The 25,279-nt window shown below is 58.7% G+C and carries 26 protein-coding genes and 2 tRNA genes; 12 read left to right on the plus strand and 16 right to left on the minus strand.

What is annotated here, in order from left to right; all coding sequences use genetic code 11:
- Nucleotides 1–29: 29 nt before the first annotated feature.
- Together KHU30_RS19900 and KHU30_RS19905 are read right to left on the minus strand one after the other, a co-directional pair.
- On the minus strand, nt 30–1,661 hold the full coding sequence (locus KHU30_RS19900) for an HAL/PAL/TAL family ammonia-lyase (protein WP_211444343.1): 1,632 nt from the start codon (nt 1,659–1,661) through the stop codon (nt 30–32).
- 18 nt (nt 1,662–1,679) lie between these two features.
- Nucleotides 1,680–2,918, minus strand: a complete 1,239-nt coding sequence (locus KHU30_RS19905; RefSeq protein WP_211444344.1) for an allantoate amidohydrolase — start codon at nt 2,916–2,918, stop codon at nt 1,680–1,682.
- Between the two features lie 209 nt (nt 2,919–3,127).
- Here KHU30_RS19905 and KHU30_RS19910 point away from each other — a divergent pair, with 209 nt between their 5' ends.
- Together KHU30_RS19910 and KHU30_RS19915 are read left to right on the plus strand one after the other, a co-directional pair.
- The gene (locus KHU30_RS19910; protein ID WP_211444345.1) at nt 3,128–4,450 is read left to right on the plus strand and encodes a C4-dicarboxylate transporter DctA; all 1,323 of its coding nucleotides are present in this window, start codon (nt 3,128–3,130) and stop codon (nt 4,448–4,450) included.
- Between the two features lie 122 nt (nt 4,451–4,572).
- Nucleotides 4,573–5,268 (plus strand): GntR family transcriptional regulator, encoded by a 696-nt coding sequence (locus KHU30_RS19915; protein ID WP_211444346.1) that lies wholly within the window; start codon nt 4,573–4,575, stop codon nt 5,266–5,268.
- A gap of 11 nt (nt 5,269–5,279) precedes the next feature.
- Here KHU30_RS19915 and KHU30_RS19920 read toward each other — a convergent pair whose 3' ends face one another.
- The 5 genes from KHU30_RS19920 to KHU30_RS19940 all read right to left on the minus strand — a co-directional run bounded on the left by KHU30_RS19920 (nt 5,280) and on the right by KHU30_RS19940 (nt 8,959).
- Nucleotides 5,280–6,038, minus strand: a complete 759-nt coding sequence (locus KHU30_RS19920) for a LytR/AlgR family response regulator transcription factor (protein WP_211444347.1) — start codon at nt 6,036–6,038, stop codon at nt 5,280–5,282.
- A gap of 20 nt (nt 6,039–6,058) precedes the next feature.
- On the minus strand, nt 6,059–6,766 hold the full coding sequence (locus KHU30_RS19925) for a head GIN domain-containing protein (RefSeq protein WP_211444348.1): 708 nt from the start codon (nt 6,764–6,766) through the stop codon (nt 6,059–6,061).
- 41 nt (nt 6,767–6,807) lie between these two features.
- Nucleotides 6,808–8,208: a sensor histidine kinase gene (locus KHU30_RS19930; RefSeq protein WP_211444349.1), complete on the minus strand. Its 1,401-nt coding sequence runs from the start codon at nt 8,206–8,208 to the stop codon at nt 6,808–6,810.
- Between the two features lie 99 nt (nt 8,209–8,307).
- The gene (locus KHU30_RS19935) at nt 8,308–8,580 is read right to left on the minus strand and encodes a hypothetical protein (protein WP_211444350.1); all 273 of its coding nucleotides are present in this window, start codon (nt 8,578–8,580) and stop codon (nt 8,308–8,310) included.
- Between the two features lie 58 nt (nt 8,581–8,638).
- Entirely contained in the window at nt 8,639–8,959 is a 321-nt protein-coding gene (locus tag KHU30_RS19940; RefSeq protein ID WP_211444351.1) for a hypothetical protein, read from the minus strand.
- Nucleotides 8,960–9,354: 395 nt separating this feature from the next.
- Between KHU30_RS19940 and cysT the strand changes: the two genes are divergently transcribed.
- The 5 genes from cysT to KHU30_RS19965 all read left to right on the plus strand — a co-directional run bounded on the left by cysT (nt 9,355) and on the right by KHU30_RS19965 (nt 14,929).
- Nucleotides 9,355–10,227, plus strand: a complete 873-nt coding sequence (gene cysT, locus KHU30_RS19945; RefSeq protein ID WP_211444352.1) for a sulfate ABC transporter permease subunit CysT — start codon at nt 9,355–9,357, stop codon at nt 10,225–10,227.
- A 156-nt stretch (nt 10,228–10,383) separates the two neighbouring features.
- The gene (gene cysW, locus KHU30_RS19950) at nt 10,384–11,217 is read left to right on the plus strand and encodes a sulfate ABC transporter permease subunit CysW (protein WP_230427501.1); all 834 of its coding nucleotides are present in this window, start codon (nt 10,384–10,386) and stop codon (nt 11,215–11,217) included.
- Nucleotides 11,214–12,302, plus strand: coding sequence for a sulfate/molybdate ABC transporter ATP-binding protein (locus KHU30_RS19955; RefSeq protein WP_211444353.1), 1,089 nt, complete (start codon nt 11,214–11,216; stop codon nt 12,300–12,302). Before cysW ends, KHU30_RS19955 begins: the two co-directional genes overlap by 4 nt.
- Before the next feature lie 10 nt (nt 12,303–12,312).
- Nucleotides 12,313–13,302, plus strand: a complete 990-nt coding sequence (locus tag KHU30_RS19960; RefSeq protein WP_211444354.1) for a CysB family HTH-type transcriptional regulator — start codon at nt 12,313–12,315, stop codon at nt 13,300–13,302.
- 412 nt (nt 13,303–13,714) lie between these two features.
- Nucleotides 13,715–14,929 carry an NYN domain-containing protein gene (locus KHU30_RS19965; RefSeq protein WP_211444355.1) on the plus strand — a complete coding sequence of 405 codons (1,215 nt, stop codon included), beginning with the start codon at nt 13,715–13,717 and terminating at the stop codon, nt 14,927–14,929.
- A gap of 60 nt (nt 14,930–14,989) precedes the next feature.
- Here KHU30_RS19965 and KHU30_RS19970 read toward each other — a convergent pair whose 3' ends face one another.
- The 4 genes from KHU30_RS19970 to KHU30_RS19985 all read right to left on the minus strand — a co-directional run bounded on the left by KHU30_RS19970 (nt 14,990) and on the right by KHU30_RS19985 (nt 18,339).
- On the minus strand, nt 14,990–16,033 hold the full coding sequence (locus tag KHU30_RS19970) for a quinone-dependent dihydroorotate dehydrogenase (protein WP_211444356.1): 1,044 nt from the start codon (nt 16,031–16,033) through the stop codon (nt 14,990–14,992).
- Nucleotides 16,034–16,129: 96 nt separating this feature from the next.
- Nucleotides 16,130–16,855: an arginyltransferase gene (locus tag KHU30_RS19975; RefSeq protein WP_211444357.1), complete on the minus strand. Its 726-nt coding sequence runs from the start codon at nt 16,853–16,855 to the stop codon at nt 16,130–16,132.
- Nucleotides 16,856–16,996: 141 nt separating this feature from the next.
- The gene (aat, locus tag KHU30_RS19980) at nt 16,997–17,734 is read right to left on the minus strand and encodes a leucyl/phenylalanyl-tRNA--protein transferase (protein ID WP_211444358.1); all 738 of its coding nucleotides are present in this window, start codon (nt 17,732–17,734) and stop codon (nt 16,997–16,999) included.
- Between the two features lie 20 nt (nt 17,735–17,754).
- A complete protein-coding gene (locus KHU30_RS19985; protein WP_211444359.1) occupies nt 17,755–18,339 on the minus strand; it encodes an NUDIX hydrolase in 585 nt (194 codons plus the stop codon).
- A 185-nt stretch (nt 18,340–18,524) separates the two neighbouring features.
- Here KHU30_RS19985 and KHU30_RS19990 point away from each other — a divergent pair.
- Both KHU30_RS19990 and KHU30_RS19995 read left to right on the plus strand, forming a co-directional pair.
- Nucleotides 18,525–18,601: transfer RNA gene (locus tag KHU30_RS19990), tRNA-Met, on the plus strand.
- Between the two features lie 84 nt (nt 18,602–18,685).
- Nucleotides 18,686–18,762, plus strand: a tRNA-Met gene (locus KHU30_RS19995).
- 332 nt (nt 18,763–19,094) lie between these two features.
- Here KHU30_RS19995 and KHU30_RS20000 read toward each other — a convergent pair.
- Entirely contained in the window at nt 19,095–19,766 is a 672-nt protein-coding gene (locus KHU30_RS20000; RefSeq protein WP_211444360.1) for a helix-turn-helix transcriptional regulator, read from the minus strand.
- A 138-nt stretch (nt 19,767–19,904) separates the two neighbouring features.
- On the opposite strand from KHU30_RS20000, the gene KHU30_RS20005 reads away from it, so the two are divergent.
- Both KHU30_RS20005 and KHU30_RS20010 read left to right on the plus strand, forming a co-directional pair.
- Nucleotides 19,905–20,417, plus strand: a complete 513-nt coding sequence (locus KHU30_RS20005) for a DUF4142 domain-containing protein (RefSeq protein WP_230427488.1) — start codon at nt 19,905–19,907, stop codon at nt 20,415–20,417.
- Between the two features lie 9 nt (nt 20,418–20,426).
- A complete protein-coding gene (locus tag KHU30_RS20010) occupies nt 20,427–20,786 on the plus strand; it encodes a cupredoxin domain-containing protein (protein ID WP_211444362.1) in 360 nt (119 codons plus the stop codon).
- Between the two features lie 123 nt (nt 20,787–20,909).
- Here KHU30_RS20010 and KHU30_RS20015 read toward each other — a convergent pair whose 3' ends face one another.
- Both KHU30_RS20015 and KHU30_RS20020 read right to left on the minus strand, forming a co-directional pair.
- The gene (locus tag KHU30_RS20015; protein ID WP_211444363.1) at nt 20,910–21,212 is read right to left on the minus strand and encodes a hypothetical protein; all 303 of its coding nucleotides are present in this window, start codon (nt 21,210–21,212) and stop codon (nt 20,910–20,912) included.
- Nucleotides 21,213–21,416: 204 nt separating this feature from the next.
- Nucleotides 21,417–23,033, minus strand: coding sequence for a M66 family metalloprotease (locus KHU30_RS20020; RefSeq protein WP_211444364.1), 1,617 nt, complete (start codon nt 23,031–23,033; stop codon nt 21,417–21,419).
- Nucleotides 23,034–23,106: 73 nt separating this feature from the next.
- Between KHU30_RS20020 and KHU30_RS20025 the strand changes: the two genes are divergently transcribed.
- Entirely contained in the window at nt 23,107–23,376 is a 270-nt protein-coding gene (locus KHU30_RS20025; RefSeq protein ID WP_211444365.1) for a hypothetical protein, read from the plus strand.
- Nucleotides 23,377–23,802: 426 nt separating this feature from the next.
- Here the strand turns inward: KHU30_RS20025 and KHU30_RS20030 are convergent, their stop codons facing one another.
- Both KHU30_RS20030 and KHU30_RS20035 read right to left on the minus strand, forming a co-directional pair.
- Nucleotides 23,803–24,006: a hypothetical protein gene (locus tag KHU30_RS20030; RefSeq protein WP_211444366.1), complete on the minus strand. Its 204-nt coding sequence runs from the start codon at nt 24,004–24,006 to the stop codon at nt 23,803–23,805.
- 82 nt (nt 24,007–24,088) lie between these two features.
- Nucleotides 24,089–25,081 (minus strand): HEAT repeat domain-containing protein, encoded by a 993-nt coding sequence (locus tag KHU30_RS20035; protein ID WP_211444367.1) that lies wholly within the window; start codon nt 25,079–25,081, stop codon nt 24,089–24,091.
- Nucleotides 25,082–25,279 lie beyond the last annotated feature (198 nt).

Below are 25,279 nucleotides of genomic sequence, written 5' to 3' on the forward strand. Positions count from 1 at the left end.
TGTCAGGCGCGATCAGAAAAGCCGGAAGATCAGGCAAATGCGCCGATCTGCTTGACCACCGCATTGCGCACCGAACCGCTCACCACAAACGACTGCGCCGCCGCGATATCGTTGTGGAACCAGCGGTCGCCTTCCAGGCAAGCCGGAATCTGGCGGCGGATTTCCTGGTAGGCCGCCTGCGTACCTGTGCCCAGTACAAAGCCCGGCAGCAGGTCTTCCGTCATGGTCAGCGCCTGCGCCGCCAGCAGCATCTCGACGCCGATGATGTACTGCGTGTTGGCCACCACCGTGGCCGCCTTGCGCGCGCACCAGGTCGAGTTCGAGACGTGGTCTTCGCTGTTGCCCTTGGCCGGGATGCTGTCGACGCTGCCCGGCATGCACAGCGTGCGGTTTTCCATCACCAGCGAACTCATCGAGCATTGCACCACCGGATAGCCGGTATTGACGCCGCGCACGCCGCTCATCAGGTTGCGCGGCAAGCCCCACGACAGGGTCGGGTCGATCAGGCGGGCGATGCGGCGTTCGCAGATGCTGCCCAGATCGGTGATCGCCATCGCCAGCAAATCCATCGCCTGCGCCAGGTACTGGCCGTGGAAATTACCGCCGGAGATGATCTCGAAGCCGCCGCCCTCCTTGTCGAAAATCAGCGGGTTGTCGGTCGCCGAATTGATTTCCTTGTCGACGATATTGTCGATATAGTCCAGCGCATCGAACACCGGGCCGTAGACTTGCGGCGCGCAGCGTAGCGAGTAGACGTCTTGGATGCGCGAGCTGTAAGGGATGTCGGTGCGGCGCGACTCTTCCGGAAACTGCACCGAACGCGCTTCATGCGTGGTGCGGGTCGAACCCGACAGCAGCTTGCGGATGATGGCGGCGGTCTTGATCTGGCCGGCATGCGGACGGGCTTGCTGGATGCGGTGGTCGAACGCCGCCATTTCGGCGCGCATCGCTTCCAGCGTCAGGCCCAGCGACAGGCAGGCGTCGCTCAGCAGGTTGCGCGCATCGTGCGCCACCAGCACCGCCACCGCCAGCGAAGCGGTACAGCCGTTGATCAGGGCCGATGCATCTTTCGCCTTGAGGTCGAACTTGACCGGACCGACGCCGGACTTGGCGATCGCCTCCGGCGCGCTCATGCGCTGGCCCTGGTACATCACTTCGGCTTCGTCGAAGCCGGCGATTGCCGCCGCCAGATAGGACAGAGGTGCGAGGTCGCCGGAAGCGCCGACCGAGCCTTTTTGCGGCATGATCGGATGGATGCCGGCGTTCAGGAAAGCCAGCAGGCGGTCCACCACTTCCACCCGCGGCGCGGAATAATTGCTGGCGAAGGCGTTGGCGCGCAACAGCATGGTGGCGCGGCTGACTTCTTCCGAGAACGGCTCGCCGATGCCGGCGCAATGGGCCTTGATCAGCTGGGTCTGGAACAGCTCGATGTGCTCGACCTTGATGCGGGTGTCTTTCAGCAGGCCGACGCCGGTGTTGAAGCTGTACATCATCGGCGCTTCGTCGTGCATCCAGGTCGATTCGATGTAGTCGCGGCTCTCCTTCAGCGCAGCGCGCGAGGAGTCGGCCAGGGTAACCGCCAGGTGCGGCGCGCGGGCGACGGCTATCACTTGCTGGGCGCTCAGGTTGAAGCCGTCGATGGTGATGGTGTTGGTAGTCATGTGCAGATCCAATGCTAGTCAGTGTTTAAAATTTTCAACGAAACGGCTGAAGACGCGGGCGCCGAGCGCGGCGTCGGCGGCGCTCATGATTTCATCCGGATGGTGGCTGATGCCGCCATTGCCGCAGCGGACGAACAGCATGGCGACGTCGGTGATGGCGGCCATCGCCATGGCGTCATGGCCGGCCCCCGAAGGCAGGTGGCGCAGCGCTAACCCGCACTCTTCAATGGCGCTTGCCAGCTGCTGTTGCAGCCGGGGCGCGCAGGGTACGCTGGCGGCCTCGTGGGTCTTGCGGGCCTGGATCGCGACATGGCGGCGCGCGGCGACCTGTTCGATCCGCGCCAGCACATCGCTTACCGCTGCCTGGCGTATCGGGTCCTGTTCGGCACGGATATCGATAGAGAAGACGGCTTTTCCGGGTACGACGTTGGCGGCGCCGTTCGGCACATTGAACTGGCCGACGGTGCCGACCAGTCCGCGCGTGCCGCCGCAGCGCTGTTCTATATACAAGCCGATTTCGGCCGCCGCCATGGCGGCATCGCGCCGCATTTCCATCGGCACCGTGCCGGCATGGCCGGCCAGGCCTTCCACTTCCACCATGAAGCGCGAGGCGCCGGAAATGGCGCTCACCACGCCCAGCGGCAAATCGTTATTGAGCAGCACCGGGCCTTGTTCGATATGCACTTCGACAAAGGCCAGCACGGCTGCCGGCGCATAGGCCGCCTTGCCCAGTCCGCTGGCGTGGAAGCCGGAAGCTGCCATGACGTCGCGCATGCTCTGGCCGCTGTCGTCCAGGTTGTCCAGCACGCTGAGGTCGAAGGTGCCGGCGGCGGCGCGGCTGCCGAGCAGGGTGGCTTTGAAGCGCACTCCTTCTTCCTCGGCAAAGCCGATCACTTCGAGCGCGAACGGGAAGCGCTTGCCGGCCGCATGCCATTGCCCGATGCAGGCGATCGGCAGCAGGATGCCAAGGTTGCCGTCGTATTTGCCGCCGTTGCGCACCGAGTCGAAATGCGAGCCGGTGACCAGCGCCGGAGCGTCGGGCGCCAAGCCTTCGTAGCGGCCGATGACATTGCCGGCCATGTCGCGCCGCACGCTCATGCCGGCGGCGCACATCCATTCCGCCAGCTGCGCTGCAGCCGCGTGGTGCGCCGCGGTGAGATAGGTGCGGGTGAGCATGCCGGGCGCTTCGCTGTGCTGCGCCAGTGCGTCGGCCCAGGCCATGATTTGCTCGCCGCAGCCGTTCCAGGGTTCTTGCATGGTTGTCTCCTTGCTAAGTGATTGTTTTTTTACTGCCGATCAGCCCGCTGTTATTGGTTTTTTTGCGATCATACGCTCAAATTAAGTTGAATTCAATTATTGCATACAATAAGTGAATGCATTATATTGAATCCGGGATGCAGGCTATTTCATCCAGGCCTGACAGACCAAAATTGGTATAAACCAAACAAAACAATCAGGAGACAGACGTGCGGCGCTTTTATAAATCACTGTTTGGCCAGGTGCTGATAGCACTTGTGATCGGTATTGCGGTTGGGGTGCTGTTCCCCAAATTCGGAGAAAGCCTGAAACCGTTGGGGGATGGCTTTATCAAGCTGGTCAAGATGATCATCCCGATGATCGTGTTCTGCGTCGTGGTGCATGGCATCTACGGCGCGGGCGAGCTGAAGAAGGTAGGGCGGGTCGGCCTCAAGGCCCTGATCTATTTTGAAGTGGTCACTACCGTGGCCCTGGTGCTGGGGCTGCTGCTGGCGTTTGTCTTCCATCCCGGGGTCGGCATGAACATCAATCCCGATACGCTCGACGCGAATGCCTTGTCAGGCTATGTCGAGACCGCCAAGCAGGTCAAGGGCATGGGTTTCGCCGACTTTGTCATGAAAATCATCCCGAATACCGTGGTGAGCGCGTTTACATCCGGCGATGTGCTGCAAGTGCTGCTGTTTTCCGTCATTTTCGGTTCCGCCCTGTCGCTCATCGGCGAGAAGGCGGCGCCGATCGTCACCGTCGTGCACAGCATGTCGGAAGCCTTCTTCAAGTGCATGTCCTTCATCATCCGGCTGGCGCCGCTGGGCGTGTTCGGCGCGATTGCTTTCACTGTCGGCAAGTACGGCGTCGGTTCGCTGCAGCAGCTGGGCTTCCTGGTGCTGCTTTATTTCTTCGCGGTAGTGGTTTTCGTGTTTGCCATACTCGGCACGATCTTGCGCCTGGCCGGTTTCAGCATCTTCAAGTTAATCAAGTACTTGCGCGCGGAATTGCTGGTGGTGCTGGCGACGGCCTCTTCCGACAGCGTGCTGCCGCAGATCATGCGCAAGCTGGAGTACATGGGCATCAAGGGTTCCACCGTCGGCCTGGTGATTCCGACCGGCTACTCGTTCAACCTGGACGCCTTTTCGATCTACCTGACCCTGGCAGCCGTATTTATTGCGCAGGCCACCAATACGCCGCTCTCGATCACCGATCTGCTGGCGATCCTGGCCGTCGCCCTGATCACCTCCAAGGGGGCGCATGGCGTACCGGGTTCGGCCATTGTGATCCTGGCGGCGACCTTGTCGGCGATCCCGGCGATTCCGGTGGTCGGGCTGGTGCTGGTGCTGTCGATCGACTGGTTCATGGGGATTGCCCGTGCGCTCGGTAACCTGCTCGGCAACTGCGTCGCCACCGTGGTGGTGGCGGTATGGGAAAAGGATATCGACCGCGCCCGCGCCCATGCGGTGCTCAATGGCGCACGGCCGCCGCTGGAAGACGACCTGCCGGCAACGCTGCATGTGGCGGGCGACAGCCGGCCGGCATGACAGGAAAGCGGGACGGCCGGCGGCGCTTGCCGCCGGCCGCATCGGATTCATATTTTTATAATATGAGGTGTCGCATAGTACAATTTTGGACTTTAGAACCACGCTTCAAGGAAATCGAGAACATGAGCCTGTCTTCCAGCCCACCCGGCGCCGACAGTTCTGACGATATCGCCGCCGACATCACGACCGCGATTGCCGAGCAGCGCCTGCCGCCGGGCACCAAGCTGCGGGAAGAAGCGCTGGCGCGCCTGTACTCCGTCAGCCGCACCAAGATCCGGGCAGCGCTGGTGATGCTGGCCAAGGACAAGCTGATCGACCTGGTGCCCGACAAGGGCGCCTTCGTCAGCCGCCCGACCGAAGAAGAAGCGCGCCAGATATTTTTCGTGCGGCGCGTGCTGGAAGCCGCGCTGGTGCGCGAATTCGTCGCCAAGGCGAGCGCTGCCGATTATGCGACGCTGGAGCAGCACCTTCAGCAGGAGCGCGAGGCGCTGTCCAAGGAAAACCCGCAAATCCGCTCGCGCCTGCTGAGCGATTTCCACATCCTGCTGGCGCAGATCGTCGGCAATCAGGTGCTGACCGAGGTGCTGACCAAGCTGGCCGGACGCAGTTCGCTGATCACGATGCTGTATCAATCCACCCGCGATGCCACCTGCTCATCCAACGAGCACGCCGAATTCATCGAGGCGGCGAAAACCGGCGATACCGAAAGGGCGGTTGAGCTGATGATGCATCACTTGCACCATGTCGAATCCGCGCTGCAATTCGAAATTCCGCCTCAGGGCAACAAGAAAGATTTCGTGAAAGCGCTGCTGGCCTGAGAGGCTGCGGACTACATCTGCTTGAACAGATGGATGAAGCTGCGGCTCACTTCCAGCTTTTCCGTATGTCCCTTGACCAGCACCTGATGGCGGCCGCGCATGTCGCGCGTGATGCCGTCGATGGCGTTGACGTTCACCAGCGTGGCGCGGTGGATCTGCCAGAACAGGTCGGGATCGAGTTCCTCCGCCAGGTCGCGCACCGGCTTGCGGATCAGTGCTTCGTAGGTGGCGGTCTGGACGCTGGTGTATTTTTCGTCGGAACGGAAAAACAGGATTTCCTGCACCGGAATCAGGCGCAGCTGCTGGCCGATGCTGGCCTGTATCCATTGCAGGTAGACCGGCTTGGCGGCGATTCCCATCTGCTTGGCCAGCTGGGTCAGCATCGAGCTCATGTCGGTCGGCGCCGTACTCGTGCTCAGGCGTGCCTTGAGGCGCGTTACTGTCAACCCCAGGCGTTCCGCTTCGGCCGGTTTCAGGATGTAGTCGACGGCGCCGTGTTCGAAGGCTTCGATGGCGTATTCGTCGTATGCCGTGATGAAAACGATATGGCTTTTTCCGCCGATTTCCTGCGCTGCCTGCAAGCCGGTCTTGCCGGGCATGCGGATGTCGAGGAAGGTGAAGTCGGGTTCCAGCTGGTCGACCAGTTCGATGGCTTCATCGCCATTCTTGGCTTCGCCGACGATCTCCAGTTCCGGCCATGCCTGGCTCAGGCGCAGGCGGATCTGGTCGCGCATCAGGCGCTCGTCATCGGCAATGATTGCAGTAGGCATGGGCGGATTTTAACAAGTAATTAGCGTTTCTTGACGGAGCCGGAACCCATGATGCTGGAACGCACCTGCGGGTCGCCGAGATAGGATACATCGCCCGAGCCGGCGGTGGAAACCGACAGCTGCTTGCTGGCATAAACATGGGCGTCGCCGCTGCCGACGATCGACACATGGGTGTTTTCCGCCATCAGGTCGAAGCCGTCGTAGTCGCCGCTGCCGGCGATCGAGACGCGCAGGTCGCGGGTCTTGCCCTTGACCTTGATATCGCCGGCGCCGGCGATGGAGGCATTGACGTTGGGCGAATTGAGTTCGCCGCTGACGGAGCCGGAACCGGCGATCGAGATCTTGACGACGTCCTTTGCGCTCAGCTTGCCGACCACCTTGAGATCGCCAGAGCCAAAGATGCTGAGGCCGTTGACGTCAGGGGCGGTGAGGTAGACGTTGATGTCGTGGTGGCTGCTGCCGCTGAAAATCACTTTCAGCACCGAACCGCTGACATCGAGCCGGACCCGCGAAGCGAGCCCGTTTTCTGCTTCGATCACGGCTGGCTTGGCCGGCCCCTGGGTCAGGTAGACGTTCACTGCGTCCATGATTTCGACCTGCTGGAAACTGCCTACCTGGCGTTCCGTCCTGGTCACGTCCGCAGCCGCGCTGGAGCTGTAGCCGAGCAATGGAATCATTGCGGCGGCGGCCAGCGCAAAAAAGAGGGCAAAACGTGATGGCGCTTTCATATGTGCTCCTGTTACTTCTGTGGCGAATTTGAGCTGTGGGCTTAGGCTTTCTTGCCGTTGCCGACGACCTGGTAAGGCACTTCAATCGTCGAACATACGCCGCTCGGCGTGTTGGGTGCAATCTCCAGCTGTGCGGCGTTGCCGTGCAGCAGTTTGAGGCGATCGCGGATACTTTGCAATCCCAGGCCGGTGCCGTTGCTGGTGACGGCGCCGAAACCGAGGCCGTCATCCGTCACGCTGACGCGCAGCTTATTGTCGGCCACTTCGGCCTTGATGCGCAAGGTGCCGCCGTCAGTCTTGCTTTCCAGCCCGTGCTTGATGGCGTTTTCCGCCAGCGACTGCAGCATCATCGGCGGGAAGGCGGCGCTGCGCAGCCCGTCGGAAACCTGGATGTCGACGACCAGGCGTTCTTCCATGCGCATCTTCAGCAAGTCCAGGTAAGCCCGCACGATGTCGACTTCGCGGCCGAGCGAGGTGACGGTGGCGGTTTCCCGCATTTGCGGCAGCACAGCCCGCAGGTACTGGATCAGGCGTTTTTGCATGGCCGAGGCGCGCGGCGGATCGGTTTCGATCAGGTAGTCGACCGAGGCCAGGGTGTTGAACAGGAAATGCGGTTCCACCTGGGCCTGGATCATCTGCATCTTGGCTTCCGATACTTCGCGCTGCAGGTTGGCGTGCTCGGCGGCGGCGTTGGCCGCCTGGGCGCGCGCTTCGGCGCGCTTCTTGCCGCCCATCAGAGCCTTGGTGCCGAACAGGCCGATCAACAGCAGCAGCACAAAATTCACAAACCATTCCGATGATTTCTTCTGGTAGCGGGCGACCTGCTGCTCTGCTTTTTCGGCGGCGGCTTCATGGATCGCGGCCACGGCGTCGTTGATTGCCTGGTTCACATCCTGGGCGGCGTCCGGCGGCAGTTTCAGGTCCAGGCTGGCGGCGTTGGGAGTGGCCGGCGCAGGTGCGGCTGGCGCGGCCGGCGGCGCAGGCGGTTCCTTGGGTTCCGGCATGGAGTCGGAAGCCAGCGGCGCTGCCGGCGGCGCCACCTTGCTGCCGGCGTTGCCGTTTTCGTCGGATGCGGCGCTGGCGGCTGTTGCAGCCGAGGCCGGTGTGCTGGCGGCGTCGTTACTGTCGTCGTAGGTATAGGCCTTGATATGGACGCCGCTGCCGTCGATGCGGATGTCGGCATTGCCCTTGCCGGCCTTGGCCGCTTTGTTGGCCTTGCTGTCGTGCCGGCTGACGCGGTCGATGATCACCACGTTTTCATTCGAAGAGAACAGCGTTTCCTGCAGAATGCTGGCGCCGATCATGACCAGTATCGCAAACAGGAAAAACTTCCACCATGAGAGTTGTGTAACCCAGCCCGCTATCTTGTCGAAGGTCTGCGACAGATAGACTGTGGCAGTGGAAGCATTTTTCTTCAGTGAGTCTAGCGATTCAGGAGTCATAGGGTGGCAAGCCAGGTTGTGCGGCAACTTTCAAAGTTGCCGTCATTTTAAACGGAACCGACACGGCAGTCTGGTCGTTTTGCTATACGGAATTAGGTGTCAAAGCGCGCTGAGCGCTGCTGTCGCGGTGGTCGCGTTTTTCTTGCGTGCTATTTTTTTCATGTTCTGCGCGCGGTCCTGCGCCGCGTACATGGCTTTTTCTTCCGGCGTCAGGCGCTTGCCGATGATGACGATGGGCGGCATCAGCAGCGGGATGTCGTCCGATTTAACGGCGCCTTGCCTGGCTGCTCCGGCGGCCATGGCTGGTGCTGCGCTCATGCCAAGGGTCGCTAACAGGGCGGCGGCGGCCAGCAATCTAGATGATGTGTTCATTTGCATTCTCCGGGGATGGATCTGCGACTAAACGATGCTTAAGTGGCGGATAAAGGTCTTAGATGACCGCTTTCTTGCGATTGCCTTCTTGCTGCGCCATGACTTTCGGTTCGCGGTTCAGGCGTTTGCCGATGATGGTGACGGTTGGCAGGCAGTCGTCCTGTTGCGCCAGGGCCAGCTTTTCTTGCACTGTCAGGCGCTTGCCGACGATGGTCACGGTTGCCAGCAGGTCGCTGTGGACTGGACGCTTGCCGACGATGGTGATGGTTGGCAGTGTCGAGACTTCCGCTTGCTGCGGTGCCGCCTGTGCCGAGCTGACGCCGAAAGCCAGGGTAGCGATGGACAGGGCGGCGATCAGGGCTTTGTTTGCTGTGTTCATTTGTATTCTCCGTTAAGTGACTTGATGACTTGTTTAGGTGGCTGACGTTGTTGCATGTCGTCACTTTAGGGAGGGGCAGGACAAGTCGCCAGCTGCTTGCGACAAGTTGCAGGAAATGCGGGACAGAATACAAAAAAGCGGGACTGGGCTGCATCGGGTTTTTCGCGCTTTTGGCAGCCTGAGGGGCGGCTAGCCCCGCAAAAGGCGGTTTTGCGGGAAAATTCGGGCGATTTTGAATTGCCTCAAAAGCAATGAAATATGTGCTGAACTGCGATATCCGGTATTTCTCTTATGCAAATTGATTCTATGTACATGCAAAAAAGTTCGTTCTCTTTATAACAATCCGATGCGAATATCATCGTTCTTTAGCCGTATTTGTAATAAGAGGACGATGCATGACCGCCGCCGCTTTTCCAGTTAACAACCTTGCCAGGCCCGCCGCGCCGTTTCGCGTGATGCCCGGGTTTCGCCTGTCGCTCGGGTTTACGCTGTTCTACCTGGCCCTGATCGTCTTGATCCCCTTGTCGGCCGTATTCCTCAAAACCTTCACCCTGAGCTGGGATGGTTTTATCTCCGCGGTCACTTCGCCGCGGGTGATGGCTTCCTATCGCCTGACTTTCGGCGCCTCTTTATTGGCAGCGCTGCTGAATGCATTCTTCGGCGGCATCGTGGCCTGGGTGCTGGTGCGCTATGAATTCCCCGGCAAGAAGCTGATCGACGCCCTGGTCGACCTGCCGTTTGCCTTGCCGACGGCGGTGGCCGGCATCGCCCTGACCGCGCTGTACTCCAGCAACGGCTGGATCGGCCGGTATCTGGAACCGCTCGGCATCAAGGTCGCGTTTACCCCGCTCGGGGTGCTGGTAGCGCTGACCTTCATCGGTTTGCCGTTCGTGGTGCGTACCGTTCAGCCGGTGCTGGAAGATGCCGAGAAAGAGCTGGAAGAAGCGGCCGCCAGCCTCGGCGCCAATCATTGGCAGACTTTTACCCGGGTGATTTTTCCAACGATCTTTCCGGCCTTGCTGACCGGCTTCGCCCTGTCTTTCGCTCGCGCCACCGGCGAATACGGCTCAGTGATTTTCATCGCCGGCAACATGCCGATGGTGTCGGAGATTACCCCCTTGTTCATCGTTACCAAGCTGGAGCAGTACGATTACGCCGGCGCCACCGCGATCGCCGTTGTCATGCTGACAGTGTCGTTCCTGCTGCTGCTGGCGATCAATGTCTTGCAAGCCTGGACCCGCAAGCGCGGCCAGTCTGCGCAAGCATAGGAGCTTGACATGAGCGCAAGCGCCAGCAATTTCAATCCAGCCGCCGCTACCGTCGTCAATGCGCAGGCAGCGCCGAGCGCCAGGCTGCAGCCGCGCGGCGAACCTGTTCATGTGCCGAACGCAACGCTGGAACCGCTGTGGGTGCGCGCGCTGCTGATGAGCGTGGCGCTGCTGTTCCTCACCCTGTTCCTGGTGGTGCCGCTGCTGTCGGTATTTGCCGAGGCCTTCAAGAAGGGCTGGGAAGCGTATCTGGCGGCGATCGTCGAGCCGGACGCGGTCAGCGCCATCAAGCTGACCTTGCTGACGGCGGCGATTGCCGTGCCGCTCAACCTGGTGTTCGGCATCGCCGCTTCCTGGACCATCGCCAAGTTCGAATTCCGCGGCAAGAACATTCTGCTGACCCTGATCGATCTGCCGTTCTCGGTATCGCCGGTGATTTCCGGCCTGATCTATGTCTTGCTGTTCGGCGCCCAAGGCTGGTTCGGCCCATGGCTGCGCGAGCATGACATCAAGATCCTGTTTGCCGTGCCGGGCATCGTGCTGGCCACCGTGTTCGTGACCTTTCCGTTTGTCGCCCGCGAACTGATTCCGCTGATGCAGGCGCAGGGCAGCGAAGAGGAAGAGGCTGCGCTGGTGCTGGGTGCATCCGGCTGGAAGACCTTCCGCCATGTGACCTTGCCTAATATTAAGTGGGGCCTGCTGTACGGCGTGATCCTGTGCAATGCGCGCGCCATGGGCGAGTTCGGCGCGGTGTCGGTGGTGTCCGGCCATATCCGAGGCGAGACCAACACTATTCCTTTGCAGGTCGAGATCCTTTACAACGAATACAACTTCCAGGCCGCCTTTGCGGTGGCTTCATTGCTGGCGTTCCTGGCGCTGCTGACGCTGGCGCTGAAATCGTTCATCGAATGGCGTTTGCGGGAAACGGTGCCGTTGTTGCATCAGCCGCTGCATCAGCCGGCACAACAATCAGGACAGGAGCAGGCATGAGCATCCAGGTAAGCAATATCAACAAGCGTTTCGGCGAATTTGTCGCGCTCAACAATGTGTCGCTGGAGTTCCCGACCGGCGAACTGACCGCGCTGCTGGGGCCGTCCGGCTGCGGCAAGACCACTTTGCTGCGGATTATCGCCGGCCTCGAAGCGCAGGACAGCGGCCAGGTCTTGCTGGAGGGCGAAGACGCTTCCTCGCGCCATGTACGCGAGCGCCAGGTCGGCTTTGTGTTCCAGCATTACGCCTTGTTCAAGCACATGACCGTCTTTGAAAACATCGCCTTCGGCCTGCGCGTCAAGCCGCGCCCCCAGCGCCCTAGCGAAAGCGCGATCCGCGACAAGGTGACGCGCCTGCTGGAACTGGTACAGCTGGACTGGCTGGCCGACCGCTATCCGCCGCAGCTGTCCGGCGGCCAGCGCCAGCGCATCGCCCTGGCGCGCGCGCTGGCGGTGGAGCCGCGCGTGCTGCTGCTGGACGAGCCGTTCGGCGCGCTCGACGCCAAGGTGCGCAAGGAACTGCGGCGCTGGCTGCGCCGCTTGCATGACGAGCTGCATGTCACCAGCATCTTCGTCACCCACGATCAGGAAGAAGCGCTGGAAGTGGCGGACCGGATCGTGCTGATGAACAAGGGCAATGTGGAGCAGACAGGGGCGCCGCAGCAGGTCTACGACAATCCGGCTTCGCCTTTCGTGTATGGATTCCTGGGCAACGTCAACCTGTTTCACGGCCGTGTGCACCAGGGCGTGCTGGACAGCGGCGGCATGCGTTTCGCCGCGCCCGACCATGCCGAGGCAGACGATGCGCAAGGCATCGGCTATGTGCGCCCGCATGACCTGGAGATCGACCGCTACAGCGCAGGCGGCGAGGGCATCGTGGTGCAGCTCAAGCGCGCCCACGCCATCGGTCCGCTGGCGCAGCTGGAACTGCAGCGCCGCGATCGCAGCGACAACGGCGACGCCGGCCTGATCGAAGCCGTGATTTCCAGCGAACGCTTCCAGCAACTCAATTTGAAAGATGGCGAAACCCTGCTGGTGCGTCCGCGCCGCCTGCAGGTGTTCGTCGATCAGCCTTCCATCCGCTAAGGAGAATAGAATGAATTTCCAGCAATTACGCTCGATCCGCGAAGCCGCCCGTTGCGGCTTCAACCTGACTGAAGTGGCGAATGTCTTGTTTACTTCGCAACCCGGCGTCAGCCGCCAGATCCGCGAACTGGAAGAAGAGCTCGGCGTCGATATCTTCATCCGCAACGGCAAGCGCCTGATCGGCCTGACCGATCCCGGCAAGGGCATCCTGAAGATCGTCGAACGGCTGCTGCAGGAAGCAGAAAACCTGCGCCAGGCCAGCCAGGAATATTCCGGCGAAACCAGCGGCACCCTGACCATCGCCGCCACCCATACCCAGGCGCGCTACGCCTTGCCGCGCGTGGTGCAGGGCTTCCGCGCCAGTTTCCCGGATGTCCGCATCGCCTTGCAGCAAAGCTCGCCGGAACATATCGCCGACTGGGTCATCTCGGGCAAGGCCGATGTCGGCATCGCCACCGAGGGGCTGACCCAGTTCAAGGAGCTGATTTCCTTCCCTTGCTATGAATGGAGCCACGTGCTGGTGGTGCCGGAAGGCCATCAGCTGCTGGCGGTCGAAGGGCCGATCAGCCTGGCGGACCTCGCTGCCTACCCCTTGATCACCTATGACGTCGGTTTCACCGGCCGCGGCCATATCGACGATGCCTTCCGCACCGCAGGCATCACGCCGGACATCGTCCTGACGGCGATGGATTCCGACGTCATCCAGCAGTATGTGGCCCTGGGGCTGGGGATCGGCCTGGTGGCGTCGATGGCGACCGAGCACAGCAGCCAGAACGGCTTGCGCACGATCGATGTATCGCATCTGCTGGCCTCCAACGTGACGCGGCTGGCAGTGCGGCGCGGCGCCTACCTGCGGTCGTATACCTACGATTTCATCTTGCAGTTTGCGCCGCAGCTGAAGCGCGAGGACATCATCGAAGCGCTGCATGCGGAGCCGCACGGCGCCGGCAGCAGCGTGCACAAGGTGGATTTTGAAGAGCGCGTCCTGAAGATCGCCTGATCCGAGAACCTGCTCTAAACAACGGCCGGCGGCGCCCAGGTCACGCTGCCGTCATATTGGGGCGCTACGATTCGTCTGTCTCCTCCGAATCCCTCTCTAGGTTCGGATTCAGCCCGCTGCCGCAAGGCCTGGCGGGCTTTTTTTTGCGTGTTTCCGTACCAGCGGCAGAAAACTCATATAGATCAATGACTTGATCGTCAGGCGATGGAGTTATCCACAGGCATGTTCACAATTTCTGTGGGTAACTCGTACAGGGCGCCTGCCGCCTGCCGCAGCTCATCTGCCCTGCATTGTTGGCTATAATCGATGGCTTGGATGTCCGCTGTAGCGCATGATGATCAAGCCAACCCTCAAGCCCAGCCCGTCAAGCCCAGCCCCTCAAGCCCGCCCCTCATTGGAAAACAATAAATTTATGGCCTCATCCCCGGAAAACCTCAGCATGGCAGTGTTCTGCGACTTCGAAAACGTCGCGCTCGGCGTGCGCGATGCAAAATACGAAAAATTCGACATCAAGCCGGTGCTGGAACGGCTCCTGCTCAAGGGCAGCATCGTCGTCAAGAAGGCTTATTGCGACTGGGAGCGCTACAAGGAATTCAAGGCCACCATGCACGAGGCCAATTTCGAGCTGATCGAAATCCCGCATGTGCGCCAGTCAGGCAAGAATTCAGCCGATATTCGCCTGGTGGTGGACGCACTCGATCTTTGCTACATGAAGTCGCACGTCAATACCTTCGTCATCATCAGCGGCGATTCCGATTTCTCGCCGCTGGTCTCCAAGCTGCGGGAGAACGCCAAGCAAGTGATCGGCGTCGGCGTCAAGCAATCGACTTCCGACCTGCTGGTCGCCAATTGCGATGAATTCATTTTTTATGACGACCTGGTCCGTGAAAGCCGGCGCACAGCCGCCAGGCGCGGTACACGGGAAACGCAGCCGGCAGCCAAGCGTTCGCCAGATGAAGAAAAGCGCCGCAAGGCAGAGCTGGAGGCGCGCAAGAACCAGGCGATCGACATGGCGGTCGAGACTTTCGATGCCTTGGTATCCGAGCGCGGCGACAGCGGCAAGATCTGGGCTTCCGTGCTGAAAGAGGCGATCAAGCGGCGCAAGCCCGATTTCAGCGAGTCATACTACGGCTTCCGCGCCTTCGGCAATTTGCTGGAAGAAGCGCAGGCACGCGGTCTGCTCGAATTCGGCCGTGATGAGAAATCAGGGACTTACGTGTATCGGAGTAGTGGCGGCAGTAGCAGCAATGGTGGCAGCAATAGCGGCGCCACGATTGCCGGCGAAGTCGCGGCGGAACAGCCGGCGGAAGCGCCGCAACCCACAATGCCTGAAGCCACAGCAGTCGTGGCGACAGCGGCTGCGGTTGAAGCTGAAGAGAACGGCGCCAAACCGGAAGCCCGCCGCAAGGGACGCGGAGGCCGCAAGCCAGCTGAAAAGAAAATCGCAGCGGCTGTGCCGCAAATCGTCGCGCAGGATCTCAATATTGCGCCGGAGGCGCCGGCAGCTGTCGAAGCGCCGCTTCAGCCACCGGAGGAAACACCGGTCAAGCCGGTAAAAGCGCCCCGCAAGCCCGCCGCGCGCAGCCGCCGCCCGCGTAAATCGGAAGTGAAGCCGGACGATGCCTGATGAGGGACGGCGGCGATTTTATGTTTCTCCGGTAGCGCTCAGAGCGCTACCTCGCTGGCGTCAGCTTTTCTGGCGCAGCGCCGCCGCGCATTCGCGCACCAGTGCAGGGCCGCGATAGATCAAGCCGCTATACAGTTGCACCAGCGATGCTCCCGCAGCGATCTTGGCCTGGGCATCGTCGCCGCTGAAAATCCCGCCGACGCCGATGATAGGCAGGGCGTCGCCCAGTTCGCCGTGCAGCTGCCGCACCACGCTGGTGGACAGGGCCAGCACCGGCGCGCCGGACAGGCCGCCGGCTTCGTTTTCGTGCTGCAGGCCGCGCACGGCGTCGCGGCTGATGGTGGTGTTGGTGGCGATGACGCCGTCGATCTTATGCCGCAGCAAGGCGTCGGCAATGGTCTTGATCTGCTCGGCATCGATATCCGGCGCGATCTTCAGCGCGATCGGCACGTAGCGCTTGTGCAGGTCCGCCAGCCGTTGCTGGGTTTCCTTCAGCTGCGCCAGCAGGGCATCGAGTTCGGATGCGCCTTGCAGCTGGCGCAGGTTCTTGGTGTTGGGCGAGGAAATGTTCACCGTCACGTAGCTGGCGTAGGGATAGACCTTTGCCAGGCAATACAGATAGTCTTCCGCGGCCCGTTCGATCGGCGTGTCGGCATTCTTGCCGATGTTCAGCCCGAGCACGCCCTGGCGTTCCTGGTAAAAGCGCGAGGCCTGGACATTGGCGATGAAGGCGTCGACGCCGCCATTGTTGAAACCCATGCGGTTGATGATGGCGTTGGCGGCAGGCAGGCGGAACATGCGCGGCTTCGGATTGCCGGGCTGGGCGCGCGGCGTCACCGTGCCGATTTCAATCGAGCCGAAGCCGAGCGCCGCCAGGCCGTCGATGTAGGCGCCATCCTTGTCCAGCCCAGCCGCCAGTCCGACCGGATTGGGGAAGGTGACCCCCATCACGGTGCGCGGATCGGCCGCGGGCTTGCCCAGCAGCGAGGTCAGCCCCAGCGCGGCAGCGCGGCGCAGGGCCGGCAAGGTCAGATTATGGGCGGCTTCCGGATCGAGGGAGAACAGGGCGGGGCGGGCAAAGGCGTACAGGAGTTTGGCGGGCACGATAGGGGCAGCTGTAAAAAAGGGTGCGGATTGAGGGGAAATTAGCGAAAAGACAGCGCCGCAAGCCAAGCTTGCGCGCGCCGCGATCCGCGGCGGCTATTCTAACGCACTCCATTGCCCTTGCTGTAGCGCTTCCAGCGGCTGGAAGTTGACCTTGTAGGCCATTTTCGGGCTTTCCTCTATCCAGTAGCCGAGGTAGACATAGGGCATGCCCAGCTGTTTTGCCTGGCCGATCTGCCACAAGACGTTGTAGGTGCCGTAGGAAGCGCCGGGGACGTCGGGATCGTAAAAGGTATAAACCGATGACAGGCCGTCATTCAGGACATCGATGATGCTGACCATGCGCAAGGTGCCGTCGGCTTCGCGGAATTCCACCAGCCGGGTGTTTACCTTGCTTTGCAGCAGAAACTGCGCGTACTGGTCGCGGCTGTCCTGGTCCATGCCCCCGCCGCTGTGGCGTGCGGTCTGGTAGCGCAGGTAGAGGTCGTAGTGTTCGTTGACGTAGGCCAGGTTGGTGACCAGCGTGGTCAGGTTGCTGTGGCGCTCCCAGGCGCGGCGCTGGCTGCGGTTGGGCTGGAACGAGGCCACCAGCGTGCGCACCGGCGTGCACGCCTGGCAGCCGTCGCAATAGGGGCGGTAGGTGAAAATGCCGCTGCGGCGGAAACCGTTCTTCACCAATTCGGAATAGACATCGGCGTTGATCAGGTGCGACGGCGTCGCCACCTGCGAGCGCGCCTGGCGGTGCTCCAGGTAGCTGCACGGATAGGGCGCTGTGGCGTAAAACTGCAGCGTTGAAAATGGCAGATCTTTTAAGTGCGTCATATGCATTCCGGCTGATCTGAATCTTTAGTGTTCATCTCGTTTGGATGTCTCGCTGGATAAACGTAAAGTAGCACTTTCATTGCGGTACTGACACTAGTAATTTACACCGTAATTCCAGTTTGCATAAGGACTTGCAATTGATTAATCGTGAAACAGCGGCAGCGGCTGCCAGTGGTGGATTTGCGGATGGTTGGTGGCCTGCCGCAAGTGCTGCAGAAACTCGCTGCGCGGGATCGGCAGCGCGCCTAGCGACGCCAGGTGGCCGGTCTCCTGCTGGCAATCGATCATGCCGACTTCATGCCGGCGCAGGAAATGCACCAGATAGGCGAGGGCGATCTTGGAGGCGTCGCTGACCCGGGTAAACATCGATTCCCCGTAGAACATGCGGCCGATGCTGACGCCGTAAGCACCGCCGACCAGTTTGCCGTCCAGCCACACTTCCGAGGAGTGGGCGTAGCCGAGTTTGTGCAAGCCGCGGTAGCCGGTCACGATATCTTCCGAAATCCAGGTGCCGGCGCCGTCGCGCCGCGGCGCTGCGCAGGCGCGCATCACCTGCTCGAAGGCAAAGTCGAAACGCACTTGCCAGCGGCGGTCGCCATGGGGAGAGTGCATGCTGCGATGCACCTTGCGCAAGGTCTTGTGCAGGCTGGCGGAGATGGCGAAGCGTTCGGTCCACAGCACCATGCGCGGATCGGTGCTCCACCAGAGAATCGGCTGGTTTTCCGAGAACCAGGGGAAAATGCCATGGCGATAGGCATCCAGCAGGCGCCGTGGCGACAGGTCGCCGCCCGCCGCCAGCAAGCCGCTGGCGCCGTCCTCCTCGGTGAGGGCAGTGCTGACGTCGGGAAATGGGCTGTCCAGCTCAAGCCAGGGGATCATGGCGGCTCCAGCAGTATGCGTTATTTCGGCGCCAGGCCTGGGCGCATGGGTTTGAAAATATCCTGCGTATGCAAGCTGAAATGACCGCCTTCCTGGCGGATTTTTTTGAGGTCGGCGAAGAAGGCGCGCAAGGTGATCTCGACGGTCGGAAAGGCGATATCGTCCCACGGGATTTCAGCTTCCGTGAACAGGGCGACTTCCAGGCTTTCGGTGCCGGCGGCGTAATCGGTATCGAGCAAAGTGGCGCGGTAGAACAGGTGCACCTGGTGCACATGCGGCACGTTCAGCAGGGAGAACAGTTCGTGCAGCTGAATGCGCGCACCGGCTTCCTCCTCGGTTTCGCGCTGCGCCGCGGCGCCGGTGGTCTCGCCGTTTTCCATGAAGCCGGCGGGCAAGGTCCAGAAACCGTATTGCGGTTCGATCGCGCGTTTGCACAGCAGCACGCGCAATTCGCCATTCCGTTCCCAGACCGGAATCGAGCCGATCACCATTTTCGGGTTTTGATAATGAATGGCGCCGCAATTGCCGCAGACATAACGCATGCGGTTGTCGTCCGGCGGGATTTGCAGGCTGACGGGATGCGCGCATTCGGAACAGAATTTCATAGACACCGGTAATTAGTTTGAACGGTCGGGAAGCGGGTTCCTGATCGGGTTGATTGGGAATAATGTCTAGCATAACAGGGTAGTTGAGGAGTTTAGCATCGGCCAATCCCCATATGCTTTCTTAATGCAATTGTCGGTATCTGTTGCATTGCAGTGCAATACGTTATATACTTTCATTCTTCAGACGCGGGGTGGAGCAGTCTGGCAGCTCGTCGGGCTCATAACCCGAAGGTCGTAGGTTCAAATCCTGCCCCCGCAACCAGTTACAGTAAGAAGGCAAGCAGTCAAAGCCATTCTTACGCATGAAGCCTTAAGTGGAATACGCTTAAGGCTTTTTATATTCAGACGCGGGGTGGAGCAGTCTGGCAGCTCGTCGGGCTCATAACCCGAAGGTCGTAGGTTCAAATCCTGCCCCCGCAACCAAAAAAAGACGGACCAGCTACTTGCTTAGTAGTTGGTCCGTTTTCATTTTGGCCCAGACTTCATCGCCTCGCAGTTCAATTTGCATTTTCCCGAAGGTACTCCGCAAAATAACATGGGCGGCTGGCCTGTTGTCTTGTAGCGCGCTAGATAGGTCCATTAGCATTTCATTGAACAGGCGGGCAATATCTGGTGCCACTAGCCCGCCGACCTCAGACAGCGTGAATCATTAGTTGAAATTGAGAGCCAGTTTTAGCTAATTGCAAGGCTATCTGCCTAACAAAGTGAAAATCAATGTTTGCCGACCAAGGGATTTGGGGCGCTCTCTGAGAGCGTTACTCAGAAAAATCCGTCGGCATCTGCTCTGGTGTGTCCTTATCAAATCTGAAGCGGCAAGCATTCGCGCCCTTCACCATACATGTTTCATGCACGACTTTGCTGTCGGTAAAGGTGGAGAGCAGGGCGAGGTCAAACCGGCACACTTGAGGGTGTTTGCTTGCCAGATCGTGGAACACGCAATTGTCGGCTTCGATAATCGGAATGCCTTTTATATTGGCCTGGGCATTGCGATTGACCCTGTAACCAAGCTCTTCCATGATCGCAGCCAGATTCTGCACTTTGGCGGACAGGTTTTCTCCTTCTGCGTGGTTGGCGCGCAATTGTTCCGCAACTTTCCCACCCATCGCGGCCAGGCGTTCGCCGACCATTTTTTCGCCGATTTCCTGTTCCAGCATGCCGATCAGTAATTGCGCAAACCAGGAATATTGGCGAGGAAAAGAGCTATTTCCCTTGTCGGTCAGCACATACAGCTGCTCCGGACGTCCTCCCGAAGGCCGGGTAGTGCTCTTCGCTACAAGCGTGCTTGCTTCCAGCGTGGCCAGGTGCTGCCTGACCGCTGTGCGCGTGATGCCCAGCGCCTTGGATAAATTATCAACCGTCAGGCCCGCTTTGTTTTTGATCAGCAGCTCAAGGAACTCCCTGTGCCGCACTCCTATCATGTCAATCATTTGCGTCCTTCAACTTGCATCCGCGAAACTCATCTTTATTATGCCAGACCTACTTAAAACATAAAAGGCTTTACAAAGTGTTTAATATAGCTATTCTGAAGTTTTAACCTGACGATGAGGTTTCAAATGAACACAATAATGAACGCCTTGGTCGCAAGCATATTGACGTTGGGAGCTGCGGTAGCCATAGCGCAGTCGGCGGCGCCGAACGATGCGCAGATTGCCGGGATCGTGGTGGCGGCCAATACAGTGGACATCAATGCCGGCATGGTGGCCAAATCGAAATCGCATGACAAGGAAGTCAAAGAATTTGCGCAGCGCATGATCACCGATCATACCGGTGTCAATAAGCAAGCCACGGCTTTGGTCACCAAGCTGCATGTCACGCCGGAAGAGAGCGCGACCAGCAAGAGCTTGAAAGACGGCGGCGTGGCGAACCTGAAGCATCTCGGTACGCTAAGCGGAAAAGCGTTCGACAAGGCCTATGTCGACAATGAAGTTACTTATCACCAGGCGGTCCTGGATGCGATTGACAAGACTCTCCTGCCCAGCGCCCAGAATGCCGAGCTGAAAGATCTGATCACGAAAGTCCGGCCGGCAATCGATGCCCATTTGCAGCACGCTAAAGAAATTCAAGCGTATATGAAATAGAGGCTCGATATGTCTATCTTCTCAAATTGCGCCGGCGGACGAGGCCGGCGGATTGCTTTAGCGTTGCTGCTTTGCGCATGCGCCGGCGCGGTTTTGGGGGCAGATGCCGGGGCCCAACCCGTGCACCATGCTATCGTCATCGAGGGCATGAAATTCTCGCCGGAGGTCATCGAAGTCAATGTAGGCGACACGGTTGCATGGACCAACAAAGATGCCTTTCCTCATACGGTGACGGCGGAAAATCACAGTTTCGATTCGAAGGAAATTGCTTCCGGTCGCTCTTGGAAATTCAAGGCGACTGAGAGAGGTGTGTTCCCTTACGTTTGCTCTTTCCATCCGACGATGAGAGGAAAGGTGGTGGTGAAATAGAAGATAGAAAATTAAAATTTTGGAATTCGAATGCCACTGCGCCCGTAGGGCAGCGCGTTACTTTAGCCGGATAGGTAGATAACGTACAAATCCCGCTCCCGCAACCAAAAAAAGACGGACCAGCTACTTGCTTAGTAGTTGGTCCGTTTTCATTTTGGCGCAGATTTCATCGCCTCGCAGTTCGATTTGCATTTTTCCGAAGATGCTCCGCAAAATAACATGGGCGGCTAGCCCGTTGTCTTGTAGCGCGCTAGATAGGTCCATTAGCATTTCATTGAACAGGCGAGCAATATCCGGTGCCAGTGCTTTTTGACCTTTAGCATCAGTTTCAATGGATTGCTGAACCGCGACGCGCTCTTTTTCAGCTAGCTTTAGGCGAGATGCGAGGGCCGGTGAGATGCCAGCGGGTGCAATTGCTTCCACCATTCGTTTTATTTCTTCCCCCAACTGTGCCAGCCTTTCTTGGTTGAATGAAAGCGCTTGTTTGCCTTGAAGTGAATCCCTGCGACTGGACCTGGGAAGTAAAGACTCAAGCTGCTTGTTGTTGCGCGCGTTGTGCCTCACGTCAGATACGAGCGCGCTTATTGTGACGCCTTGGATAGATCAGTTCGAATCCATACCACCCTCCTATCAATGCGTGACCCAGCTGGCAATCGGATTGACCAGATTGGCCGCATTGACTGCACTAAAGGCAGGTTTGGCGCCAAACTCCGTCACATACAAATCCAGTCGCGCCAGGCTTTTGGCAGCGCTGAAGTTGACGGCGAATCGGATGAAACTTGCGCCGTTAAGCGGGTTGCCCGAATTCGGATTCACGGTATTGCTGTTGTTTTGATGATAGCCCTTTGGCAGCAATACATTTTGCGTGCTTCCATCGGCAAACGTCGCGCGCAGCGTATAGTCGCATCCTGTATTTTGGCAGTAGTTCGCGTACTTCAACTTCATTTGATCCCAATCAGACTGGCTGGTCGGATCAAAGGTGTGAGGTATATTTCCCTGGCCTGCCGTGCTTACCGCCAGGCGATTCAGAGTGGCGTCGGTTTTGGAGATGTTGCCCATCACGGTGACTACCTGTTGGTTGCCTAGCATATCTCGTTGCAACTGACTTACTGTGGAGCTGGCGTCGACGTATGCGCCTTGGGCTGCCGACCAGCTGCTAAAGCGGAATGCACCGCTAGCCGCGGCCGGATCATAAACGATACGACTGCTCATCCATCCCTGTATCAGCGCACTACTGTAATCGGCAAACATGCTCCAGCGATAGCCCGCTGGATGGTCGCCGCTGCCGCCTTGCATCGGGTCTTGCCGATAACAGTGTCCCGCAGCATCCAGCTGGCGGCCGCTGGATTTGCATGGCAAGGCCGGCAGCACTGGAGACAGCAGCTGATTGCGAATTGCGTCATAACCCCAGCTTGATCCCGACAAACTGCCGCCAGGATAGGGAAACGTGCCGCTGTTGTACATGTCGCCTGCGTGCGACATGCCGTAGCCATGGCCCATCTCATGGACGAAGATGCCGCCATAATTGTCGGAATCGCCATCGGCATTTCCGGCGCCCACGCTGGTCAGGCCGCCGCCCATGCCGATGAGTTTTCCGGTGAGAGGATCTTCCAGCACCATTGGCGCCCAATAGGCGACATTCAGATTGCCGTCATTGTTTGCAGTCACGCTGCGCAATTCGGGAAGGACGCTGAGCATCTGCCCCATCAGCACATAACCGTCCGCGCCAGGAGAACTCCTCGCCGCCGCGAAAGAAGAATAGGCTTGCGCAGCCGCAGTGCCGGTGGGAGGCAGGACGAAATCCATGAACGGCAGATCCCCTGAAGTTACGCCTTCCACTGTTGCCGCAGGAATTTCCTGGGCATAGTCCAGGGCGATGCTGCTCCCATCCATCCCTAATTGTTCGTGATTTGCGTCTGTCATAGCGCGAGTAGCGCCGAAGAAAAAGACCGGTACGGTTCTCACTTTCAGATTGACGCCGGCGGTTACGGTCAATGGCACTGTGCTCACCTCATTACCGCGGGTGATCTTCAACGTGGTTCCCGGTTGTATCCACTCTTTAGGCAACAGCACGCTGTATTTGCTGGATGAATAGCTGGGCATGCCGTTATCCGTTGCCGGCAATTTGTCAGGCGTATTCAGAACGAGGCTGCCGAGGTTGCCGCCTGCTATCTCGACTTGAATGCTGCCGCCTGCCGTGGTCGGCTCGACCATCAGCAACGCGGCTCGGTTGGCGAGCAAATTCAAGGTCCGGCTTTTGCCATTGGCGGTATTGATCGTACGGCCCGCTGGGGGAATGACATGCGTTTGGGCCAATTCAATGCTGTTCAGTGACAGCGTACCGCTAGCAACGGGCGTGGTCGGCGTCGTCGCTGTACCAGGTGGCGCAACTGGCGGAGTCGGCGTGGTCGCAGTGCCGGGTGGCGCAGCCGGCGGAGTCGGTGTCGTTGCAGTGCCGGGGGGTGTCGGTACGGTCGACGTTCCCGGGTTGGGAGCCACGGCTGTGCTGGACGTGCTGGAACTATTGGCGCCGTCGCCGCCGCCGCAGGCGGACAACAGCAATGAGAGGGCGGCGGCAGCCAGTGAATGACGCTTAGTTAGAAGAGGGGAGAAAGGCATTGCTCGTGTCCGTCGAAAATAAAAAATTCCTTAAGGCAACATTTGTGCCACGACCAGAAAGCACCGTTGCGCTTACAAAGTCAAAAACAGATACTACAAATAAATGTTCGTCGGCGGTCAAAAATTGTCACTTTAAGAACGGCTTCATTTTTTGAAATAGCGACGACGGGTTGTGAGGGCGCAAAATACTAAAGTTTACGAGCTATTGGCCTACGAGCTGAGAAATTTTGAATGCATGCATGGCCCCGACACCTTTTGCAAGTGTCCTTGTAATTTGAACGGTTTGCGCGCAAATCAATAACTGTGGCAGCATCGCAGTGAGCACAGTCATCATTTAAGTCGTATCGGTATATAACGGACGAATCCTACCCTCGCAACCAATAAAAAGACGGACCAGCTACTTGCTTAGTAGCTGGTCCGTTTTCATTTTGGCGCAGACTTCATCGCCTTGCAGTTCGATTTGCCTTTTTCCGAAGACGGAGATACCGCCAAAAATAGCATGAGCCGCTTGCCTGTTGTCTTGCAGCGCGCCAGATAGGTCCGCTGGCATTTCTTTGTCAAACACACCTCTGAGAACAAAAATTCCCAGAGGTTTTTTCATCAATACAAACAACGATCAATCAAATCGCTGTCGACAATATCAAAGTAGATCATGTCGAGAATACCGAAAGCCGAATGACTAATTACATGTATAACGCGATGATATCGTTTGTCCAGCGCGCTTCCTTGTCAGTCTTATTCTTGAAATTTTCCCGCTGTTTTTGCAGATAGGCCTGACTTTCCGGTGTTCCCAGATCGCCAATCGCTTTCAGCGCCATAGCACGGTCTTGCCATATGCCGGCAGTTGATTCGTAACGGTCAGTAAGAAATTTCAGTTGATCGGTTGCCTTTAGAATGCCCAGCGACGAAAGGGCTGCAAGTCGAACATATTCATTTGCGTTTGAACTCAGTTTGACCAGTTCTGGTACGGCAATCGGATTGTTGCTAAAACCAAGCTGATAGACGTCCAGATAGGAGTCGCTCTGCGCTGCTCCCTCTTTGTTGATTTTGTCGATTAATGCTGTGACTGTTTCATTGCTTGCCATCTGATGGAACAGTTTTTGGTTGATCTTGGCGGCCAGTTCCTTGATCAGGAGCGACAGCGAATCGTTATAGGTTGGATCGATTATTTCGTCGAAGCTCCATACCGGCACTTTGGCGCGCTTGATATAAGCCGTAACACGCTGCGGTCCGTCAGCGGTCTCGACGTCGGCGCGCAAAGATGTGAATGTCACGAAGGGCGAAAATCCGCTGACGCGATGATTTTCGATATGAATGCGCTTGATCAGAATGCCAGTACCATTTTCTCCATTTGCTGCCAGTTTAACCGGCAGGTTGCGGGCATTCATTTCCTTGACTGTCTGCTTGGCAATCCAGGGGACCGCATCAAATGGTTTGTCCTGGTAAACCATTTGCATTGGAATCGTGCCGCTTAGAATCTGCGCCTTGTCAGACTCCGATTGGTCATCCTTAAATAATAAAGTCGTCTCGGGGACCGAGTTTGTTTTGTCATACGTCCCGGTGGACGAAACCGGATCTTTAATGGGCACTTTCATATTGATCGCGCAGCCGGATAGGAAAGCGATCGATATGACAATACCTGTGACGCCTCGTAATGCGCTATTACATAATTTCATTTATTTGCTGCCTTTCTTAGTATTATTTTTGGAGCCCGCATCGGGCAACCTCCTTGAGTGCTTCTCGCATTCGCGATGAGCTGGCGCATTCTATATTTTTGTTGAGTATCTGACAAATAGATGAGGTGTGAGCTTCCCTCTCTGTCTCATTGACTTTGACATTGACATCGCAGCAAATGGCGCTTGTCTATTTTGTAT

This window comes from Collimonas humicola, from assembly GCF_018304945.1.
Classification (GTDB): domain Bacteria; phylum Pseudomonadota; class Gammaproteobacteria; order Burkholderiales; family Burkholderiaceae_D; genus Collimonas; species Collimonas humicola.

What these genes read in the sequence shown, in the direction of transcription:
- aat (WP_211444358.1), bottom strand. Translation starts at nt 17,734, where the DNA reads ATGATCCCCTGGCTTGAGCTGGACAGCCCATTTCCCGACGTCAGCACT.
- KHU30_RS19900 (WP_211444343.1), bottom strand. Translation starts at nt 1,661, where the DNA reads ATGACTACCAACACCATCACCATCGACGGCTTCAACCTGAGCGCCCAG.
- KHU30_RS19965 (WP_211444355.1), top strand. Translation starts at nt 13,715, where the DNA reads ATGGCCTCATCCCCGGAAAACCTCAGCATGGCAGTGTTCTGCGACTTC.
- KHU30_RS20005 (WP_230427488.1), top strand. Translation starts at nt 19,905, where the DNA reads ATGAACGCCTTGGTCGCAAGCATATTGACGTTGGGAGCTGCGGTAGCC.
- KHU30_RS20015 (WP_211444363.1), bottom strand. Translation starts at nt 21,212, where the DNA reads ATGGTGGAAGCAATTGCACCCGCTGGCATCTCACCGGCCCTCGCATCT.
- KHU30_RS19975 (WP_211444357.1), bottom strand. Translation starts at nt 16,855, where the DNA reads ATGACGCACTTAAAAGATCTGCCATTTTCAACGCTGCAGTTTTACGCC.
- KHU30_RS20000 (WP_211444360.1), bottom strand. Translation starts at nt 19,766, where the DNA reads ATGATTGACATGATAGGAGTGCGGCACAGGGAGTTCCTTGAGCTGCTG.
- KHU30_RS19935 (WP_211444350.1), bottom strand. Translation starts at nt 8,580, where the DNA reads ATGAACACATCATCTAGATTGCTGGCCGCCGCCGCCCTGTTAGCGACC.
- KHU30_RS19985 (WP_211444359.1), bottom strand. Translation starts at nt 18,339, where the DNA reads ATGAAATTCTGTTCCGAATGCGCGCATCCCGTCAGCCTGCAAATCCCG.
- KHU30_RS19915 (WP_211444346.1), top strand. Translation starts at nt 4,573, where the DNA reads ATGAGCCTGTCTTCCAGCCCACCCGGCGCCGACAGTTCTGACGATATC.
- cysT (WP_211444352.1), top strand. Translation starts at nt 9,355, where the DNA reads ATGACCGCCGCCGCTTTTCCAGTTAACAACCTTGCCAGGCCCGCCGCG.
- KHU30_RS19940 (WP_211444351.1), bottom strand. Translation starts at nt 8,959, where the DNA reads ATGAACACAGCAAACAAAGCCCTGATCGCCGCCCTGTCCATCGCTACC.
- KHU30_RS19930 (WP_211444349.1), bottom strand. Translation starts at nt 8,208, where the DNA reads ATGACTCCTGAATCGCTAGACTCACTGAAGAAAAATGCTTCCACTGCC.
- KHU30_RS20035 (WP_211444367.1), bottom strand. Translation starts at nt 25,081, where the DNA reads ATGAAATTATGTAATAGCGCATTACGAGGCGTCACAGGTATTGTCATA.
- KHU30_RS19925 (WP_211444348.1), bottom strand. Translation starts at nt 6,766, where the DNA reads ATGAAAGCGCCATCACGTTTTGCCCTCTTTTTTGCGCTGGCCGCCGCC.
- cysW (WP_230427501.1), top strand. Translation starts at nt 10,384, where the DNA reads ATGAGCGTGGCGCTGCTGTTCCTCACCCTGTTCCTGGTGGTGCCGCTG.
- KHU30_RS20025 (WP_211444365.1), top strand. Translation starts at nt 23,107, where the DNA reads ATGCTGTTCAGTGACAGCGTACCGCTAGCAACGGGCGTGGTCGGCGTC.
- KHU30_RS19960 (WP_211444354.1), top strand. Translation starts at nt 12,313, where the DNA reads ATGAATTTCCAGCAATTACGCTCGATCCGCGAAGCCGCCCGTTGCGGC.
- KHU30_RS20030 (WP_211444366.1), bottom strand. Translation starts at nt 24,006, where the DNA reads ATGAAAAAACCTCTGGGAATTTTTGTTCTCAGAGGTGTGTTTGACAAA.
- KHU30_RS19920 (WP_211444347.1), bottom strand. Translation starts at nt 6,038, where the DNA reads ATGCCTACTGCAATCATTGCCGATGACGAGCGCCTGATGCGCGACCAG.
- KHU30_RS19955 (WP_211444353.1), top strand. Translation starts at nt 11,214, where the DNA reads ATGAGCATCCAGGTAAGCAATATCAACAAGCGTTTCGGCGAATTTGTC.
- KHU30_RS20010 (WP_211444362.1), top strand. Translation starts at nt 20,427, where the DNA reads ATGTCTATCTTCTCAAATTGCGCCGGCGGACGAGGCCGGCGGATTGCT.
- KHU30_RS19905 (WP_211444344.1), bottom strand. Translation starts at nt 2,918, where the DNA reads ATGCAAGAACCCTGGAACGGCTGCGGCGAGCAAATCATGGCCTGGGCC.